The 17,572-nt window shown below is 65.4% G+C and carries 18 protein-coding genes, 1 tRNA gene, 1 other RNA gene and 1 pseudogene; 10 read left to right on the plus strand and 11 right to left on the minus strand.

Annotation, left to right across the window (positions count from 1 at the left end; translation table 11 throughout):
• Positions 1–7: 7 nt before the first annotated feature.
• Positions 8–913: an aldose 1-epimerase family protein gene (locus CXQ90_RS19605; protein WP_104141029.1), complete on the minus strand. Its 906-nt coding sequence runs from the start codon at positions 911–913 to the stop codon at positions 8–10.
• A 93-nt stretch (positions 914–1,006) separates the two neighbouring features.
• Positions 1,007–1,774, minus strand: a complete 768-nt coding sequence (gene map / locus CXQ90_RS19610) for a type I methionyl aminopeptidase (RefSeq protein WP_104141030.1) — start codon at positions 1,772–1,774, stop codon at positions 1,007–1,009.
• Positions 1,775–1,909: 135 nt separating this feature from the next.
• Between map and CXQ90_RS19615 the strand changes: the two are divergent.
• Positions 1,910–2,573 (plus strand): annotated as a pseudogene (locus tag CXQ90_RS19615) (DNA alkylation repair protein); the annotation flags it as partial.
• 17 nt (positions 2,574–2,590) lie between these two features.
• On the opposite strand, the gene mptB reads toward CXQ90_RS19615, so the two are convergent.
• On the minus strand, positions 2,591–4,147 hold the full coding sequence (mptB, locus tag CXQ90_RS19620; protein ID WP_181038642.1) for a polyprenol phosphomannose-dependent alpha 1,6 mannosyltransferase MptB: 1,557 nt from the start codon (positions 4,145–4,147) through the stop codon (positions 2,591–2,593).
• Between the two features lie 155 nt (positions 4,148–4,302).
• Here mptB and orn point away from each other — a divergent pair, with 155 nt between their 5' ends.
• The 3 genes from orn to def all read left to right on the plus strand — a co-directional run bounded on the left by orn (position 4,303) and on the right by def (position 5,878).
• On the plus strand, positions 4,303–4,974 hold the full coding sequence (gene orn / locus CXQ90_RS19625) for an oligoribonuclease (protein WP_104141031.1): 672 nt from the start codon (positions 4,303–4,305) through the stop codon (positions 4,972–4,974).
• 132 nt (positions 4,975–5,106) lie between these two features.
• A tRNA-His gene (locus CXQ90_RS19630) sits at positions 5,107–5,179 on the plus strand.
• A gap of 126 nt (positions 5,180–5,305) precedes the next feature.
• Positions 5,306–5,878 (plus strand): peptide deformylase, encoded by a 573-nt coding sequence (gene def / locus CXQ90_RS19635; RefSeq protein WP_104141032.1) that lies wholly within the window; start codon positions 5,306–5,308, stop codon positions 5,876–5,878.
• Positions 5,879–5,926: 48 nt separating this feature from the next.
• Here the strand turns inward: def and CXQ90_RS19640 are convergent, their stop codons facing one another.
• The 4 genes from CXQ90_RS19640 to rnpB all read right to left on the minus strand — a co-directional run bounded on the left by CXQ90_RS19640 (position 5,927) and on the right by rnpB (position 9,370).
• Complete coding sequence (locus CXQ90_RS19640) at positions 5,927–6,724, minus strand: HNH endonuclease family protein (protein WP_104141033.1); 798 nt, start codon at positions 6,722–6,724, stop codon at positions 5,927–5,929.
• Between the two features lie 133 nt (positions 6,725–6,857).
• Positions 6,858–7,067, minus strand: a complete 210-nt coding sequence (locus tag CXQ90_RS19645) for a hypothetical protein (RefSeq protein ID WP_104141034.1) — start codon at positions 7,065–7,067, stop codon at positions 6,858–6,860.
• Positions 7,068–7,218: 151 nt separating this feature from the next.
• Positions 7,219–8,709 (minus strand): glyceraldehyde-3-phosphate dehydrogenase, encoded by a 1,491-nt coding sequence (locus CXQ90_RS19650; protein ID WP_104141035.1) that lies wholly within the window; start codon positions 8,707–8,709, stop codon positions 7,219–7,221.
• 268 nt (positions 8,710–8,977) lie between these two features.
• Positions 8,978–9,370: RNase P RNA component class A (gene rnpB / locus CXQ90_RS19655), an RNA gene on the minus strand.
• A gap of 153 nt (positions 9,371–9,523) precedes the next feature.
• On the opposite strand from rnpB, the gene CXQ90_RS19660 reads away from it, so the two are divergent.
• The 3 genes from CXQ90_RS19660 (at position 9,524) to CXQ90_RS19670 (ending at position 12,213) form a co-directional block, all read left to right on the plus strand.
• On the plus strand, positions 9,524–10,381 hold the full coding sequence (locus CXQ90_RS19660; protein ID WP_104141036.1) for a slipin family protein: 858 nt from the start codon (positions 9,524–9,526) through the stop codon (positions 10,379–10,381).
• Positions 10,378–11,385 carry an alpha/beta hydrolase family protein gene (locus CXQ90_RS19665; RefSeq protein ID WP_258064624.1) on the plus strand — a complete coding sequence of 336 codons (1,008 nt, stop codon included), beginning with the start codon at positions 10,378–10,380 and terminating at the stop codon, positions 11,383–11,385. The genes CXQ90_RS19660 and CXQ90_RS19665 overlap by 4 nt, the downstream gene beginning before the upstream one ends.
• A 63-nt stretch (positions 11,386–11,448) precedes the next feature.
• On the plus strand, positions 11,449–12,213 hold the full coding sequence (locus tag CXQ90_RS19670) for a YaaA family protein (protein WP_104141037.1): 765 nt from the start codon (positions 11,449–11,451) through the stop codon (positions 12,211–12,213).
• 68 nt (positions 12,214–12,281) lie between these two features.
• Here CXQ90_RS19670 and CXQ90_RS19675 read toward each other — a convergent pair whose 3' ends face one another.
• Both CXQ90_RS19675 and CXQ90_RS19680 read right to left on the minus strand, forming a co-directional pair.
• A complete protein-coding gene (locus tag CXQ90_RS19675) occupies positions 12,282–13,019 on the minus strand; it encodes a zinc ribbon domain-containing protein (protein WP_104141038.1) in 738 nt (245 codons plus the stop codon).
• Between the two features lie 61 nt (positions 13,020–13,080).
• Entirely contained in the window at positions 13,081–13,989 is a 909-nt protein-coding gene (locus CXQ90_RS19680; RefSeq protein ID WP_104141039.1) for a Nif3-like dinuclear metal center hexameric protein, read from the minus strand.
• Between the two features lie 100 nt (positions 13,990–14,089).
• Here CXQ90_RS19680 and msrA point away from each other — a divergent pair, with 100 nt between their 5' ends.
• From msrA to epsC, 3 genes are all read left to right on the plus strand, one after another.
• Positions 14,090–14,614, plus strand: coding sequence for a peptide-methionine (S)-S-oxide reductase MsrA (gene msrA / locus CXQ90_RS19685; RefSeq protein ID WP_104141040.1), 525 nt, complete (start codon positions 14,090–14,092; stop codon positions 14,612–14,614).
• A gap of 65 nt (positions 14,615–14,679) precedes the next feature.
• Positions 14,680–15,615, plus strand: coding sequence for a cysteine synthase A (gene cysK, locus CXQ90_RS19690; protein WP_104141041.1), 936 nt, complete (start codon positions 14,680–14,682; stop codon positions 15,613–15,615).
• Between the two features lie 41 nt (positions 15,616–15,656).
• Positions 15,657–16,241, plus strand: coding sequence for a serine O-acetyltransferase EpsC (gene epsC / locus CXQ90_RS19695; RefSeq protein ID WP_104141042.1), 585 nt, complete (start codon positions 15,657–15,659; stop codon positions 16,239–16,241).
• Between the two features lie 24 nt (positions 16,242–16,265).
• Here epsC and CXQ90_RS19700 read toward each other — a convergent pair whose 3' ends face one another.
• Positions 16,266–16,625: a VOC family protein gene (locus CXQ90_RS19700; protein ID WP_104141043.1), complete on the minus strand. Its 360-nt coding sequence runs from the start codon at positions 16,623–16,625 to the stop codon at positions 16,266–16,268.
• A gap of 30 nt (positions 16,626–16,655) precedes the next feature.
• Positions 16,656–17,489: an oxidoreductase gene (locus CXQ90_RS19705; RefSeq protein ID WP_104141044.1), complete on the minus strand. Its 834-nt coding sequence runs from the start codon at positions 17,487–17,489 to the stop codon at positions 16,656–16,658.
• Positions 17,490–17,572: the final 83 nt, after the last annotated feature.

The following is a 17,572-nucleotide window of genomic DNA, read 5'->3' on the forward strand; positions in this document are numbered from 1 at the left end:
GACGTCGCTAGCGGCTTAGCGCCCGAATCGTCCAGCCTGCCTCATGCGATGAGCCGGGAAGCAGCTCCACCACGTCCGTTCCCGAGTTGAAGGCGTCGGGCGGACAGGTCATCGGCTCCACCGCCAGTCCGAGCCGGTCCGGCCCCACGGGCTTGTCCGCCGTGTGGACCTGCACCCACGGGCACGCGTCATCCCATTCGAGCTCCACGCCCGTGCCGGACGGGTCGAAGACACGCACGGCCGCCCGTCCCTGGGAGTTGCGGCGAATGCCCGTGAAGGCGTGGTCAATCCGGACGGGACCCAGGCTCCGCTCGTTCCGGAAATCGAACTCATGCCCCTCGACAGTCCTGAGTTGCAGCGGCAGCAGCCGGTCCGGCGTGACCTCGAGAAACTCATCGGCCGGGAGTTCCAGCGTCCATTCATCCAGCGGGGCGGAGCCTGCGGCCAAGTACGGATGGGGGCAAACCCCGTACGGGGCCGGCGTCTCTCCGACATTGACGGCGGTGACAGTGCAGTGCAGGCCGTCGGCCAGCAGCTCGTAGGAGGCGGTCACCGCAAGCTCGCCCGGATAGGCGGGCCCGGCGCCGACGGAGCAGCGGAGCGTGACCGAGGAATCCGTCCCCTTCACCAGCGCCCAGGGCACATCAAGCACGAGGCCATGCAGTGCCGTGTTCCGCCGGGGCTCGTTGATAACGGCCTGAAACGTCCTGCCGCCGTGGCTGTACCGGCCCCCGGCCACGCGGTTGGGCCACGGAGCGCAGACAACGCCCCGATAGTCCGGAATGGGGCCGTCCTCGCCGAAGCCGACCACCAGATCCCTCCCGCCATACCTCAGTTCACGCAAGGCTCCGCTGCGCTCGGTGATGATGGCCGAATAGGGGCCGAGTCTGATGGCGTGCTCCGTGAGCGGCATTGAGTTCCCGTCTTTGTTAGCGCTAACTTTGTTCATTAAGAGAAAGAATATCCCAGGCAGGGCGCGTCAAGGGCAGGACGTGCCAGTGCAGGATCAGGGCAGGGTAAGGATCACCGGACCGTCCGCCGTGATGGCCACCGTGTGTTCACTGTGCGCAGCCCTGCGGCCGTTGGCGGAGCGCAGCGTCCATTCGTCGTCGTCATGGTAGTAATCGCCCTGGCCGCCGAGAATGAGCATCGGCTCGATGGCGATGACCAGCCCCTCGGTCAGCTTGATCCCCCGCCCGGGCCGGCCGTCGTTGGGGACCGGAGGTTCGGCGTGCATGGTGCGGCCGATCCCGTGCCCGCCGTGGTCAGCCAACAGCCCGTAGCCGGCCCGGCGGGCAGCGCCACCGATCGCATACGCGAGGTCGCCCATTTTGTTGCCCACCCGCGCGGCGTCGATGCCCCTGGCCAGCGCAGCCTCGGTCTCGTCGATGAGCGCCTGGTCCACCGGATCCGCCGTGCCCACGATGAAGCTGACGGCGGCATCCCCGCACCAGCCCTCGAGGAACGCGCCGCAGTCCACGCTCAGCAGGTCTCCGTCCTGCAGCCGGTATCCGTTGGGGATGCCGTGCACCACCGCGTCATTGACGCTGGTGCAGATCACGCCCGGAAAGGGAACGGATGCCCAGCGCGGCCGGTAGTCGAGGAACGCCGGCGTGGCTCCGGCGTCGGAAATCGAGGCGGCGGCGACGCCGTCGAGTTCCTTCAGGGAAACACCGACTGCGGCAGCCTGGCGGACCGCCGCCAGCGTGCTGGCCACGACACGACCGGCATCGCGCATCAAGGCAATTTCCTCGGGAGTCTTGATCATGGACATGTAGGGCCTCCAGGATTTCTTTGGCGCGGCAGGCCGAATCCCGCTTGCGGCGCCTCTTACCCTGCCTACTTTAGGACCACGCGGGCCGCTCCGGCAGCGGCCGTCCGCGTTCCGGGAACCGGCTATCTTGGCAGCATGGCAAATGACGAGGTGCTGGCCGCCATCCGCTCCGGGCTGCGGCGCCGCGGCGGACCCGGTCCGCGGTGCTTCGGCGCAGGCCTACATGAAGTCATCAACGCCGTCCCTCGGCGTCCGGGTGCCGGACGTCCGGAAGACCACCAAGGCCGTTGCGGCCGCGCATCCCTTCGCCTCTGCCGAGGAACTGCGGTCCACGGTGCTCGCCCTGTGGCGGGAGGCCGCCTACCGCGAGGAGCGCTACGCGGCCATCGACCTCACCGGCCTGCGGCTGGTTGCCCGCGACCTCGGGATGCTTCCGGTGTATGAGGAAATCATCCGCACCGGCGCATCCTGGGATTATGTGGACGGCGTGGCCCACCGGATCTGCGCCCTGCTCCAGGCCCACCGGGAGGAACTCACCCCCGTGCTGCTCCGCTGGAGCAAGGACCAGGACTTCTGGATCAGGCGGGCCTCCATCACCGCCCAGCTTGGCGCCAAATCCCGCACGGACACGGCACTGCTCGCGAGCGTCATCGAGGCCAACATGGCCGACAGGGAGTTCTTCATCCGCAAGGCCATCGGGTGGGTGCTGCGCGAGTACGCCAAAACCGAGCCCGGCTGGGTCTTGGAATTTGTCGAGCGAAACGGCGCATCCCTCAGCCCGCTCTCGCGCAGGGAAGCCGCTGAAGAACGTCCCGGTCAGATGACGGGCCGCGTAGTGACGGGCTGGTCCGACTTGCTGAAAAGCAGCTTGGTGCTCCGGTCCAGGAAGATCAGGTACAGCGCAAACAGCAGGGCGATGATGGCCGCGGCGTTGCGGGCCAGCGCCAGGGCCAGGCCCAGGTCCTCGGTCTGCAGATACGGGAAAACTTCCAGCTGGTCCGAAATGGCGTAGACCATGAAGAAGGACACAATGAAGTACAGCGCCTTGACCTGCCAGTCATCCCGGATGCCGGTCACGGCAAACAGCGGGATCAGCCAGACCACGTACCAGGACTGAATCATGGGGGCCAGCACCACCACGGCGGCGAAAGCCAGCGTCAGCCGGCGCATGAGGCGGTCGTGGTCTCCCCTGAAGATCTGCCAGGCGACAATTCCCACGGCAAGCACCTTGCCGGCGTCGTAAACCAGCTTGGCCAGGCCCCATCCGTCCAGGCTGAACGCATTCGCGATGGAGGCGACCACGAGGCCCAGCAGGCCCACCGGGGCGTACCAGATCCACACACTGCCGGGTGCGGACAAGCCGTTGATCCAGCCGAAGCCGAAACCGTTCACCAGGCTCATGAGGTAGAGCAGCGCAAAGCTGATTCCCGCGGTCAGGCCCCAGAAAACGAACTTTCGCGGCCAGCTGGCTCCCTTGCCCGCCCAGAGCAGTCCGATGAAGGGCAGGAACACCACAGTGATGGGCTTCACCGCAATGGAGGCCGTCACCAGGACAATTCCGAGGATGACGCGCCGGGTGGCTGAGTAATACAGTCCGGCGAGGGCGAGGCCGATCATGAGCGCGTCGTTGTGGACGCTCGCGATGAAGTTGGTGAGGAACAACGGGTTCGCCGCCGTAAGCCAGAGGGCACGGTGGGGGTTGACGCCGTGGAGTTCGGCGAGTTTGGGGACGTAGATAATGCACAGGGCCACCCCGGCCAGCGCAGCGAGGCGGAACAGCATGATGCTCGCCTCGGGGTGGACGTTGGTGGACCAGACAACGAACTGCTCGATCCAGAGGAACAGCTGCCCGTAGGGCACCGGTGCTTCGGTCCACATCTTGTCAGCGCCAAGCTGGAAGTAATTGGACAGCGCCGAGATGCCGTTCTCGTACGGATTGAACCCCTCCACCATCAGGCGGCCCTGGCCGATGTAGGCGTAGACGTCCCGGCTGAACAAGGGGACCGTGAACATCATGGGAAGGCCCCACGCGGCGATGGCTTGGAGTGTGGCCCTGCGGGCCGCTTTGCCCCAGATGTGGATGTGCTGGCCCAGTCTCAACCAGGCCCGGACCAGCAGCATTCCGCCGACGGCCAGCAGCACGATGGACAGCGCGACGCCGAAAGCCTCGGTGCGCATCCAGATGAACAGCGGCATCCGCCGCAGCTCCGACGCCGGAGCGAGCCAGCCGACGCCGAGGGACCCGACGACCAGGAACACAGAACCAATAAAACCGGAGAAGATCGGCGAGCGAGGGTTGTCCACCTCTGCCCGGGCCGGGTCAGTGGAAGTGCCGGTGGCCTTTTCCCCAATCGCAGGCACGGGCGCCGTCATCTCAGGATCGTCCAATCTGTTGTGGGCATACTGCCACCATCTGCGCCCGCTATATCCGGCCAGAAGGGATTGCGGCAGGCGCACAGGGACGCCGCCACGTACCCGAAATCTTAGCATCGCACGGTGGCGGGACGACGAAACGGTAGGCTGATCGGGTGCCTATAACTAACGAACGCATCGTCTGGATCGACTGCGAAATGACCGGCCTTGACAGTGTCAATGACGCCCTGATCGAAGTGGCTGCCCTCGTGACGGACTCGGACCTCAACATCCTCGGGGACGGGGTGGACGTCGTGATCAAGCCCGACGACGCGGCACTCGCGCAGATGAACGACTTCGTCCGGGAGATGCACACCCGCTCGGGGCTCCTCGAGGAACTCCCCAACGGCAAGACTCTCGCCGAGGCCGAAGCCGCAGTCCTCGAGTACATCCGCAAGTGGGTGCCGGATGCCCGCAAGGCGCCGCTCGCCGGAAATTCGGTCGGCACGGACCGTGTGTTCCTGGCGCGTGACATGCCCTCGGTCGTGGAGCACCTCCACTACCGGATCGTCGACGTGAGCACCATCAAGGAGCTGGCCCGGCGATGGTTCGCCCGCGCCTACTTCCAGGCACCCGCCAAGCACGGCGGGCACCGTGCGCTCGGCGACATCAAGGATTCGATCGACGAACTGCGCTACTACCGGGAGGCCGTCTTTGTCCCCGCACCGGGGCCGGACAGCGCAACCGCCCAACAGATCTCCAAGCGGATATCCGGTCCGGCCTCAACCGCCGACCAGCTCGCTGCAGAGAGTGTTCCTCCGGCGGCCGCGGCGGAGCCCGGAATGTAATCTGCGCCACGTTCGGGGGAAATTTTGCCGAAAAGGTCAAAAGTGGCAAAAGCACCCCCCAACAGCAGGTAAACTATTTGACGTTGCCTTTTCGGACGAACGGCTTGCCGGACAGTCTGTGGAAGGCACATGGTGGGCGTAGCTCAGTTGGCAGAGCGCCTGGTTGTGGTCCAGGAGGTCGCGGGTTCAACCCCCGTCGCTCACCCTCACGAAGGTCGGCATTGAGTTGCCGGCCAATCACAAAGGCCGCATCGGTTTATCCGGTGCGGCCTTTGCTTGTTTCACCCCGTTGCCGGCTGAAGTCCGCCCAGCACCAAAGGATCCAACTGACATGACCGTTCTGCCTATCACCATCTGGGGCGAGCCGGTGCTGCACCGCCGCGCTGCCGAAGTTGCAGTGTTCGACGACGGACTCCGCCAGCTCATTGCCGACATGTTTGAGACGAACGATAAAGCCAACGGCGTAGGGCTGGCCGCACCCCAGGTGGGCGTGGGCAAACGGATTTTTGTGTACAAGTACGACAACGAGGACGGCGCACCGCCTTCGGGCGTACTGGTCAACCCGGTTCTGACGCTTTCCAAGATCTCCGGCGCGCTGCCTGATCCTGACGAAGAGGTTGAGGGCTGCCTCTCGTTCCCGGGAGGCCAGTACCCCCTGAAGCGCGCGGACTGGGCGCGGGTCCAGGGCTTCGACGGATTTGGCAAGCCGGTGGACTTTGAAGCCACGGGCTGGTTCGCCCGTGTGATCCAGCATGAATATGACCACCTGGATGGCCGGCTCTACGTGAACCGCCTCATTGACAGGTACGCGCGCAGGGCGATGAAGCAGGCGAAGAAGAGTGGCTGGGGCATCCCCGGGCTGACGTGGATGCCGGGAGTGGATCCGGACCCGTTCGGGCACTGACCTCGGCGCTTGGCCTCACGGCTCGAGCCGGCACTGACTCGCGGCGCTTCACCGGGCGGCAATGGTCCGCTGCTGCGGACAGGCGCTCAGCACACGTGCCATGGCGTCCTTCTCCGGCTGCGTCACCCAGAGCCCGTAGGCCGCCTTCACCGAGATCTGTCGTGCGACGTAGTGGCACCTGAGGGCTTTGTTTTTCGGAAGCCAGCTGGCTGCATCCGAGGCGCTCTTCTCCTGGTTGGCCGGACCGTCCGCCGCGATGAGGTTCAGAGGATCGTTGGCCAGGTTCTGCCGTTCCTTGGGCGTGAGCTGCTGGGCTCCCTTCTGCCAGGCGTCCCCCAGCGCCACGACGTGGTCAATCTGCACGTCCTTGCTGGTCTCCGCGCCGCGCGTGAACGTGGCCATGCGTCCGAGGTACGGCTCGTGCATCACGCCGGCGGCAACCTTGCACTTGGAGCCCTTCGCAAACACAACCTCGCGAAGATCGCGGCGCAGGATGTCATTGCGGGTATCGCACCCGTTACGGTCCGCATCCTGCCAGGCCGGCCCAAACGCCGTGCGCTGGTAATTGTTCTTCGGCGCCCGGCCCTTGACGGCGAGGCCCTCCAGGGCGGCAACCGCGCTGCCGTCGGGCACCGGCCGCGGTGGAAACACGGGCTTCATCCAGGCCGGATCGAATACAGGGGCCTCGCTCGGGCCGGATACGGCCGGCTCCGCGACGACAAATTGCCCGGCGGTGAAGAACCAGACGACGGCTGCGACCAGGGCAACAGAAAGCGTCCCCAGCACGGCCCACGCCTGGCGCGAGCGACGTCGGGCACGCCGGTAGGCAGCCCAGCTGACGCTCATATGGTCCGGGGCTTCAGAGACGGCTTTCTGCTCACCCCCAGAGCCTAGGCCGGACCACGGACATCAGGGCCGATATCCACAGTGTTGAGGAACAGTGCGCTGTGCAGGAACAGTCGAGGCATACGACTGCGCGCTATTGCTCCCGCATGACGCGCCGAAGGTCCGCGTTGGCGAGGTCGAGAAGGCGCTGCAACTGGGCCACCCGGTCTTCGCCGATTTCGCCGGCCGCATGCGCAGCACGGGCATCGTCAAAAAGCTGTTGGGCTTTCTTTTGGTTGGCCCGCGCCACGTCGAGGGCGTGTTCCAGGGTTGTGTCGTGCTGGAGGGTCGAGTCGTGTTCCATGAGAACAGTGTGGTCCCCTTTCCCGGCTGATTCCAGAGACTCAGCCGGGAAGTTCGGTGGAAACAACGCAACCCGCTGCCATGGCAGCGGGTTGCGGAGGGCGGCCTACAGAGACCGGCCGCGAGGCCGAACTGTTGGCGAGGCGGGGCTATCAGACCGTGGCAGCAGCCAGCACGGGGGCTGCGTCCTTGACGGAGTCCTTCGCAGGGAAAGTCGGCGGGTTCACGCCGGCCATTTCCTCCATGACGCGGACCACCTGGCAGCTGTAGCCGAACTCGTTGTCGTACCAGACGTAGAGCACCAGGTTCTTGTCGTTGGAGATGGTGGCGAGGCCATCAACGATGCCTGCCCGGCGGGAGCCGACGAAGTCCGTGGACACGACCTCAGGGGAGTCGATGTAGTCGATCTGCTTGCGCATGACCGAGTGCAGCGACATTTCCCGCAGGTAGTCGTTGACCTCGTCCTTGGTGGTGCCGTTTTCCAGGCTGAGGTTCAGGATGGCCAGGGAGACATCCGGCGTGGGAACGCGGATGGAGCTGCCGGTGAGCTTGCCCAGCAGTTCCGGCAGTGCCTTGGCCACGGCCTTGGCTGCCCCCGTCTCGGTGATCACCATGTTCAGCGCGGCTGAGCGGCCCCGGCGGTCGCCCTTGTGGAAGTTGTCAATGAGGTTCTGGTCATTGGTGAAGGAGTGGACCGTCTCCACGTGGCCATGGACCACGCCGTACTTGTCATTGATCGCCTTCAGGACCGGCGTGATGGCGTTGGTGGTGCACGACGCCGCGGTGACGATCTTGTCCGAATCCAGGATGGTGCCGTGGTTGATGCCGTGGACGATGTTCTTCAGCTCGCCCTTGCCCGGGGCCGTCAGCAGCACACGCGCCACGCCCTTGCTCAGGAGGTGCTGGGACAGACCCTCGGTGTCGCGCCAGCGGCCCGTGTTGTCCACCACCAGGGCGTCCTTGATGCCGTAGGCCGTGTAGTCGATGGTGGCCGGGTTGTCCGAGTAGATGACCTGGATCTGCACACCGTTGGCGGTGATGGTGTTGGCTTCCTGGTCCACCCGGATGGTGCCTTCGAAGGAGCCGTGGACCGAATCGCGGCGCAAGAGGCTCGCGCGCTTGGACAGGTCGTTGTCCGAACCCCGGCGCACCACGATGGCACGCAGGCGCAGGCCGTGGCCGCCGCCTGCCTTTTCAATGAGAAGGCGGGCGAGCAGGCGGCCGATCCGGCCAAACCCGTACAGGACGACGTCGGTGCTGGTGCGGTCGTCTGCGCCGCGCTTGCCCACTACCTCGGCCAGCTCGCCGCGGAGGAATTCCTCCAAAGTGGCGTCGCCGCCGTCGGACTTGAACTTCTGGTTCAGGCGCGCGATGTCGATGGCCGCTGCACCGAGTTCCAGCTTTGCGAGGGTGTCCAGCAGGGGTGCCGTCTCCTCGAGCAGGAGCTCGTCCTTGCTCATCCGCCGTGCAAAGCGGTGCGCCTTCAGGATGTTCATCGCGGACTTGTTGATCAGGCTGCGTCCGTGGATGGAGGTCACCACATTGTTTTCCCGGTACAGCCGGCCGATCACCGGAATCATGGCCTCGGCGAGTGCCTCGCGGCCCATCCACGTATCAAGACAAGAATCTGACGTCTGGCTCACAGAACTACCTTCCTTGGTTCAACCGGATACGTCCTCGTAAACCGGAGGGCGCCCACCGGAAGTTATCCAGGGGCACGGGCACCGGCAGGGTTTCGGTCCACCCCGGATGCCGTTGGACGTTGCAAAGAAAAACGCCGGCTGCAAACGCAGATCCGGCGGAAGAACTTCTACGTTCACTGTCCATTCTAGGGCTGCCAGGATGCCCGGACCGCCGCGAAGTGCGTGAATTGACTCACACCGGGCTCCGGCCGGCAACCGTCCAGGGAAGTGGATGGGTTGACCGATACGCCGGGTTCTGTGCTCCCGTGCCGTTACCAGCGCGGGAGTAGCGGCCATCCATCTACGGACGCCGTTGCCGACGCCCTCCAGCGGCCTACCCGGACACTCGGGCGAGCAGCCCTCAATCGTGCCCTGTCTGGCCTTGCTCCGGGTGGGGTTTACCTAGCCTTCCCGGTCACCCGGGAAGCTGGTGGTCTCTTACACCACCGTTTCACCCTTACCTGCTTCGTGCCGCTTTCAAAATCGGCGCGAGGCAGGCGGTCTGTTTTCTGTGGCACTGGCCTGCGGGTTACCCCGAGTGGGCGTTACCCACCACCCTGCTCTGCGGAGCCCGGACGTTCCTCGAGCCACTTACGTGACGCGCGGCCGCCTGGTCAACCCATCCGTCGTCCAGTCTACGGGCTTCCCGGCCGGCACGGCTCCGCGTACGCGGCCTGCCCTGCTCCGCGTACGCCGCCCGCCTCCGCTCCCCGCGGGCCGGAGGCGGCGGTGAGACAATTAAATCGCTCCAACACTCACAAAGGAGGGGATCCCCATGGACCCCACCACCATCATCATCGCCGCCATCCTCCTGGTGCTGCTGCTGACCGCGGCAAGGATGTCCATCAGGATCGTGCGGCAGTACGAGCAGGGCGTACTCTTCAGACTGGGCAGGGTGGTCGCAGTCAGAATGCCGGGGCTGCGCTTCATCATCCCCGTCATCGACCGGCTTCACCTCGTCAGCCTGCGGATCGTGACCATGCCCATCCAGTCGCAGGGCATCATCACCCAGGACAACGTGAGCGTCGACATTTCCGCGGTGGCGTACTACCGCGTGGTGGACGCCGTGAAATCCGTGGTCGCGATCGAGAACGTCGCGGCAGCGATCAACCAGATCGCCCAGACCACCCTGCGGAAGGTGGTGGGCCGGCACAGCCTGGACCAGACACTGTCGGAGACTGAGCAGATCAACTCCGACATCCGGGAGATCCTGGACGCCCTGACGCTCGAGTGGGGCGTGGCGGTCACCCTGGTAGAGCTGAAGGACATTCAACTGCCGGACGGCATGAAGCGTGCCATGGCCCGACAGGCGGAGGCCGAACGGGAGAAGCGCGCCAAGATCATCGCCGCGCAAGGCGAAGCCATCTCAGCGGCGGCCCTTGGCGACGCCTCGGACACCATGATGGCTCATCCGCTGGCACTGCAGCTCCGGAACCTGCAGTCCCTGGTCGAAATCGGCGTGGACAGGAACACGACGGTCGTCTTCCCGGCGCCGCTCATGAGCACCATCGGCGAGCTCTCGGCATTCCTCGCCCGGGAAAGCCAGGCCGCGCAGGGAGCTGCGCCCTCACCGACAGCATCGGCACAGAATGAATCGGCGAAGGCCGAACCGTCCTCAGTGAAGGCGGCGTGACCAACAATCCGGCCGTTCGGCCGGCAGCCGAGGAGGAAGCCGAGGCGGCAGGCACCTCCGAGGCTTATGATCGGGAAATGGACAACCGTCCCGTTGCCCGGCGCCGGCTGCTGCAGTGGACAGCGTCCGGTGTTGGCGCCGCTGCGCTGTCAGCATGCACAGGCCCTCCGGGCCCGGGCCCCACACCGGTCACCACCGCACCGCCAAATACCGCACCAGTCCGTACGGCACCGCCCCGCACGACGGCGGCCAAGCCGCCGTCGACATTCCCCGCCGGCCGTCCCTCGGTGGAAATGAGCACCGGCTCCTTCGTCTCGAAGTTCCGCACGGCGACCACCCACTGGACTGTCGCCACTCCGGTTGTCCCGGGGAGGGGCGCCACAGACTACCCCGTTGCCGTGTTCCTCCATGAACTGGGCGGCAACAACCGGGGCATCTTCGATGGGCTCGAGGCTCACCTGGTCCTGCAGCGGCATCTCGCCGCAGGCGGGACGCCTTTCGCCATCGCGTCGGTGGACGGCGGCGACACCTGGTGGCACGCCCGCGCGGATGGCAGCGACACCCAGTCGATGCTGGTGAAGGAATTCGTTCCGTTCCTCGGCGCCCTGGGCTATGACATCGGCCGGATCGGACTCTTCGGCATATCGATGGGCGGCTTCGGTGCCCTGCTTCTGGCATCCCAGGCCCGGATGCCCGGTATCTGGGCGGTGGCGGCCATGAGTCCGGCAGTCTGGGACAGCTACGACGCACGAATGGAACGGGCCTTCGACAGCCCCGCGGACTTCGCCGCCCACGACGTATTCGCGCTCCGGCCCAAGCTGGCAGCGACGCCCAAACGGATCGACTGCGGGACTGAGGACGAGTTGGTCGCCTCGGTCAGGGACTACGTCCGGGGACTGCCCGCCCCGGTCGAGGGCGGATTCCAGCCCGGCGGCCACGACGCGGCTTACTGGCGGTCCGTCCTGCCGAACGTCCTGTCTTTCCTGGGCTGGCACCTCGGCTGAGCGAGTGTCCGGGGGGAACGGTGCGGGGGAAAGTCGGGGGGCGCGCACCGGTAAGATCGTACGGTGCTGATCCTGCTCCCCCCGTCCGAAGGCAAGACTCCGGCCGTCCGCGGCGACGCTATGGATTGGGCGTCCCTGAGCTTCCCTGAGCTCAATACCTACCGGGCCAAGGTGCTCGACGCACTGGGAACGGTCAGTGCGCACGAGGACGCCCTGGCCTTACTGGGCGTCGGAGCGTCGCTGAAGGACGACGTCGAACGCAACACCCGGCTGCACGCGGAACCGGCGGCACCCGCCCACCAGGTCTATTCCGGCGTGCTGTACGACGCCCTCGGCTACAAGACCATGACGGCGGTCCAGCGGCGCAAGGCGGATGAATCGGTGCTGGTGATCTCGGCACTCTGGGGTGCCATCCGGTTTGCGGACCCGGTCCCCGCCTACCGGCTGTCCATGTCAACGGCACTGCCCGACGTCGGACGCCTTGCGTCATTCTGGAAACCGCAGCTCACGGACGCCCTCGCCGCGGCGGCAGGCGGCCAGCTGCTGGTGGACTGCCGTTCGAGCACCTATGCCGCGGCGTGGGCTCCCCCGGCGTCGAACACCGTGGCCGTCAACGTCTTCACCGAGGTGAACGGCGTGCGCAAGGTGGTCAGCCACTTCGCGAAGCACACCAGGGGCGAACTGGCCCGGCACCTGCTGACCCGGCGGGGCAAGGCTCCGGAAACTCCGCAGCAGCTGCACAAGGCCGCAGGCGAAAAATGGGCTTCAGAACTCGAGCCCGGCACGGCCCGCAAGGCCCATGCCCTGAACATCATTCTGCCCGGCTGACACCAGAGTAGGTATCAGCCGGCACCGCTGTCAGCGCCGGGAACCGCGTGTGCTGCTACCTAGTTCGGTCAGACCCATTCGGCGGAGCGCACCAGGATGCAGCCGGAGTCGGGGCAAAAAACGATGTCGTCCTCGGCTGCTGCCTTGATTTCAGCGAGGTCGCCGGGGCTCAGCCGCATGCCGGAGCCTTCGGATGTGCCGTGAAAGAGCCTGGCAGCGCCAACTCCGCGCTTTGCCAGCGTTTTCTCGTACACGGCGAGCATGCCGGTATCCAGGCCGGCAGCAAATTCGGCGCGACGGGCGGCCACCTCGGTTGCCTCGGCGGCGATTTCGGCCAGGGCGGCGTCGAGCTCCGCACGGATCACGCCGAACGAACCCTGGATGTCGTCAACGATGCGCTGCTGGGTTGCCTGACGTTCGCGCAGGCCATCCAGACGCTCCAGCACACCGAGTTCTACGTCTTCGAGATCGGAGCGCCGCTTGTTGAGCGAGGCGATGTCCTTCTGCAGGGCCACGAGGTCCTTGGACAGGCCCGTGCCGCTGTTGAGCCGCGCTTCGTCCCGTTCAATGCGGTTGACCACCTGCTCCACATCAGCCTCGGCACGCTTCAGTTCCGCTTCGGCGTCATGGACGGCCATCTTCGCGGCGCCGAGCTCTCCGTTGGCGATTCCGAGCGCCGCCTGGAGATCCGAGATGCGGGGATCAGTTTCAAGGCTGCGGCGGCGGTTGGACAGGGACCGGAGCCTGGCGTCCAAGCCCTGGAGATCGAGCAACTTCAACTGTTCCGCCGGTGCTGCCTTGGCCACTATTACCTCCGCTTGTTCCCATCCGGCCTCAGCCGGGCACCCCTACGGGGCTTTATAGACTCTAGTCCCCGCCGGGAGTCAGAATGAAGTCCCACGGATCGCTGTTGGTGGTGCTCACACGGATCTCGACGTCGAGGCCCTGGTCCGCCAGGACGTTTCCGAGCGCCTCCGCGGCAGCCGGAAGCCACAGCCATTCGCTGGCGAAATGCGACACGTCAATAAGGTAGGGGCGGCCGTTGACGGCCGCCTCACGCGCTTCGGACGCAGGATGGTGCCGGAGGTCGGCCGTGACGAACAGGTCCGCGTTGCTGGCCCGGACTTCGTCAAAGAGCGAATCTCCTGCCCCGCCGCAGACGGCAATCCGGCTGACCAGGCCGTCCTTGTCCCCGGATACCCTGACGCCGCCCGCCACCGACGGCAGGATGCCGAAGACCCGCGCCGCGAAGTCGCCCAGGGTCATCGCCTCGGCGAGGTCGCCCACCCGGCCGATGCCTTCCTCCGGAAGGCCGTTGGCGGCAGGCGTCAGCGGTGCGACATTTTCCAGCCCCAGAGCATCGGCCAGCACGTCGGAAACGCCTCCGACGGCGGAATCACCGTTTGTGTGAACGCTCAGTAGCGCCGTGCCCGACTCGATCAGGCGGTGGACTGCCCGGCCTTTGGCGGTATTCGCCGCGACGGTGGTGACGCCCTTAAGCAGCAGGGGGTGGTGGGTGATGAGGAGCTCCGCGCCCCATTCGATGGCCTCGTCGATCACTTCGAGCGTGGGATCAACTGCGAACATGACGCGGGTGATTTCAGCAGACGGGTGACCCGCGACGAGGCCCACCTCGTCCCATTCCTCCGCCAGTGACTCGGGCCAAAGCTCCTCCACGGCCAGCATCAGCTGCCCGAGCGTGGCTGCATCGGACGATTCCGCTGCATCCGGAGTCTCCTCCGGCTCGGCTGCCACGTCACTGTTCACAGGTTCCATACTCATATTTTTACCCTACAGTCGCCCCTGGCCCGTGCCCGTTACGAGCCCGTAGGGTTACTACGGGAATCATCCGCACGGCTGAACCATTGAAGAGGACATGAAAACTTTTGTGCTTGGCGGAGGATGCTTCTGGTGCCTCGACGCCGTCTACCAGAAAACGAAGGGCGTCACGTCCGTCGTCTCGGGTTACACCGGGGGCCACGAACGCCACCCGGATTACTATTCCGTCTGCTCAGGCACCACCGGCCACGCGGAGGTCGTGGCAGTCACCTTCGACGACGACGTTATCCCGGCCGAAGTCATCCTGGACATGTTCTTCGCCCTGCACGACCCCACCACGCTCAACCGCCAGGGATACGACGTCGGCACGCAGTACCGCTCCTCCATGTTCTACGAGACCACCGAGGAGAAAATCCTCTTTGAGGAAGCGATCGAGCGGAACCAGGATTTGTGGTCACGGCCGATCGTGACCGAGGTCAGCCGGCTTCCGGACTTCTATCCGGCGGAAAATATCCACCAGAACTATTACGCCAAATTCCCCGATCAGGGTTACTGCCAGGTCATCATCAACCCCAAGCTGGCCAAGGCGCGGAAATATTACTCTGCATGGCTTAATGCTTAGCAGGGTCGCTTGCGCCCTCGTTAGGCTGACCAAAGTATTCCCTCCTGAGAGATAGGCGTAAGTACATGGCACGGATCTACGACGATGTAACGCAGCTGGTAGGCGGCACTCCCCTGGTCAGGCTCAACCGGCTGACCGAAGGCCTGGATGCACAGGTTGCCGTCAAGCTCGAGTTCTACAATCCGGCCAACAGCGTCAAGGACCGCATCGGCGTCGCCATCATCGACGCCGCTGAAAAGTCCGGCGCACTCAAGCCCGGCGGAACCATCGTTGAAGGCACGTCCGGCAACACCGGCATCGCGCTGGCCATGGTGGGTGCGGCCCGCGGCTACAAGGTCATCCTGACCATGCCGGAGACCATGTCCACCGAACGCCGTGTCATGCTGCGCGCCTTTGGCGCCGAGATCGTTCTTACCCCGGGCTCCGAAGGCATGCGCGGCGCCGTGGAGAAGGCCCAGGAGATCGTTGCCAACACGGAGAACTCCATCTGGGCCCAGCAGTTCGCCAACGAGGCCAATCCGGAGATCCACCGCAAGACCACCGCTGAGGAAATCTGGGAAGACACCGACGGCAAGGTAGACATCTTCGTCTCCGGCATCGGTACCGGCGGAACCATCACCGGCGTCGGCCAGGTCCTGAAGGAGCGCAACCCCGACGTCCAGATCGTGGCAGTCGAGCCCAAGGACTCCCCCATCCTCAACGGCGGTGCACCGGGCCCGCACAAGATCCAGGGCCTTGGCGCCAACTTCATTCCGGAGCTCCTGGACACCAACGTCTACGACGAGGTCCTGGACGCCACCCTGGAGGACTCCGTGGCCGTAGCCCGGGACCTCGGCGTCAAGGAAGGCATCCTCGGTGGCATCTCGTCCGGAGCCATCGTCTGGGGCGCACTGGAACTGGCCAAGCGCCCGGAGAACGCGGGCAAGCTGATCGTTGCGGTGGTCTGCGACTTCGGTGAGCGTTACATCTCCACCGTCCTGTATGACGACATCCGGGGCTAAGCCTTAGCCAGCTGCTTTCCGTTTCCTGTAGAAAGATCTTTGTGGGCTTCTTCGCAAGACTTAAGGAAGACCTCGACGCCGCCCGGTCCCACGACCCGGCGGCTCGAGGTTCTTTTGAGAACTTTTTCGCCTATTCCGGGCTCCACGCCATCTGGGCGCACCGGCTGACGCACCGGCTGTGGCAGTACCCGGCACTTCGCTTTCCGGCCCGGCTCATTTCGCAGCTGACCCGGTTTTTGACGGGAATCGAGATCCATCCGGGCGCCACGATCGGACGCCGGTTCTTCATTGACCATGGCATGGGCGTGGTGATCGGCGAGACCGCCGAAATCGGCGAAGACGTGATGATCTACCACGGGGTGACTCTGGGCGGCAGGTCCCTCGCAAAGGTGAAGCGCCACCCCACCATCGAGGACCGGGTCACGATCGGGGCCGGGGCGAAGATTCTCGGGCCCATCGTTATCGGACGGGACAGCGCAGTGGGCGCCAACGCCGTCGTCGTCAAGGACGCGCCGCCCGAGTCCATCGTGACCGGCGTTCCGGCCAGCTGGCGCCACCGTGACGCCCAGCGTGAGACCAAACCGGCCGTGGACCCGGCCGAGTATTACATCGAGTACCGGATCTGAGCAGCCGCCGGACCTAGCGGCGGCTCAGTCCACGCAGAGGCAGAACGGATGGCTGGCCGGGTCGAGGAAGACGCGGAAGGTGGTGCCGGGCTGGGTGTCCGCCTTAGTGCCGCCCAGCTCAATCACCGCTTTCTCGCCTTCGTCCAGGTCCTCCACCATCAGGTCCAGATGCATCTGCTGGGGCACGGCCTGGCTAGGCCATTCCGGCGGCCGGTAGCCGTCGATCTGCTGAAACGAAATGCAGTCACTGCCGTCGTCAGGGCGGATCTCGGCCCAGGTGGGGTCAGCCTTCACCTTCCAGCCGAGCAGTGCGCCGTAAAAAGCCGCTAGGGCCCCCGCATCAGGGCAGTCAATAACGAGTCCCGGGAAGCGCGCGATAGCCATACCGGCATACTACAGCCGGCCCAAATCACGTCAGCGCGCGACGCGTTTAAGGACGGCCATCACCGCGGCGTCGTACACCCGGTCCGGCAGGATCCGCCGCAACGCCAAGATCGCGGCCGCGCCCCTGCCCACGGGATAGCGGGTCTTGGGGCGCGCCGACGTGGCGGCGTGCAGGACCGCGTCGGCAACGACTTCCGGGTGCGTGGACGTGGCCGATTTGTCGGTGGACGCCAGCACCGCAGCCATCTCCTTTGCCTGGTCCATGTACGGGCCGCGTCCGGAGCTGGCCAGCAGCCCCTCGGCGGAGATGCGCCCCCACTCCGTCAGGGTGCTGGCGGGTTCGATGATAGAGACGCCGATGCCGTGCGGCTTCAGTTCGAGCCGCAGGGCGTCGCTGAGTCCCTCGACCGCGAACTTGGTGGAGTGGTACCAGGTGCCGAGCGGCTCGTAGAACTTTCCGCCGATGGACGAGATGTTGATGATCCGCCCCTGCCCGGCGGCGCGCATGGCCGGCAGTACCAGCTGGGTCATCCGGGCAAGGCCAAAGACGTTGACATCGAACTGCCGCCTGCCTTCCGCCAGATCAACTTCCTCCAGCGAGCCGAAGGAGCCGTAGCCGGCGTTGTTCACCAGGACGTCGATCCGCGCGTGTGCGTCCAGGACGGTGCCGACAGCGTTCCGCATCGACTCATCATCAGTGACATCCAGTTGCAGGACGTTGATGCCGAGGGCTTTGAGGGGTTCCATCCTGTCTACCCGCCGCGCGCCGGCATAGACAGCGAACCCGTTGAAGGCCAGCTTTTTCGCTGCCTCAAATCCGATGCCGGTGGAGGCTCCGGTGACGAACGCTACTGGCTGGGACACCCGGGACTCCTAGATTGGCGGACGGTGCACGGCGGAACAGCCGGCGCCGGACACACAAACGGCCGGCACCTTCCCAGAGTATC

The sequence above is a fragment of the Arthrobacter sp. ZGTC131 genome, from assembly GCF_002929275.1.
GTDB lineage: Bacteria > Actinomycetota > Actinomycetes > Actinomycetales > Micrococcaceae > Arthrobacter.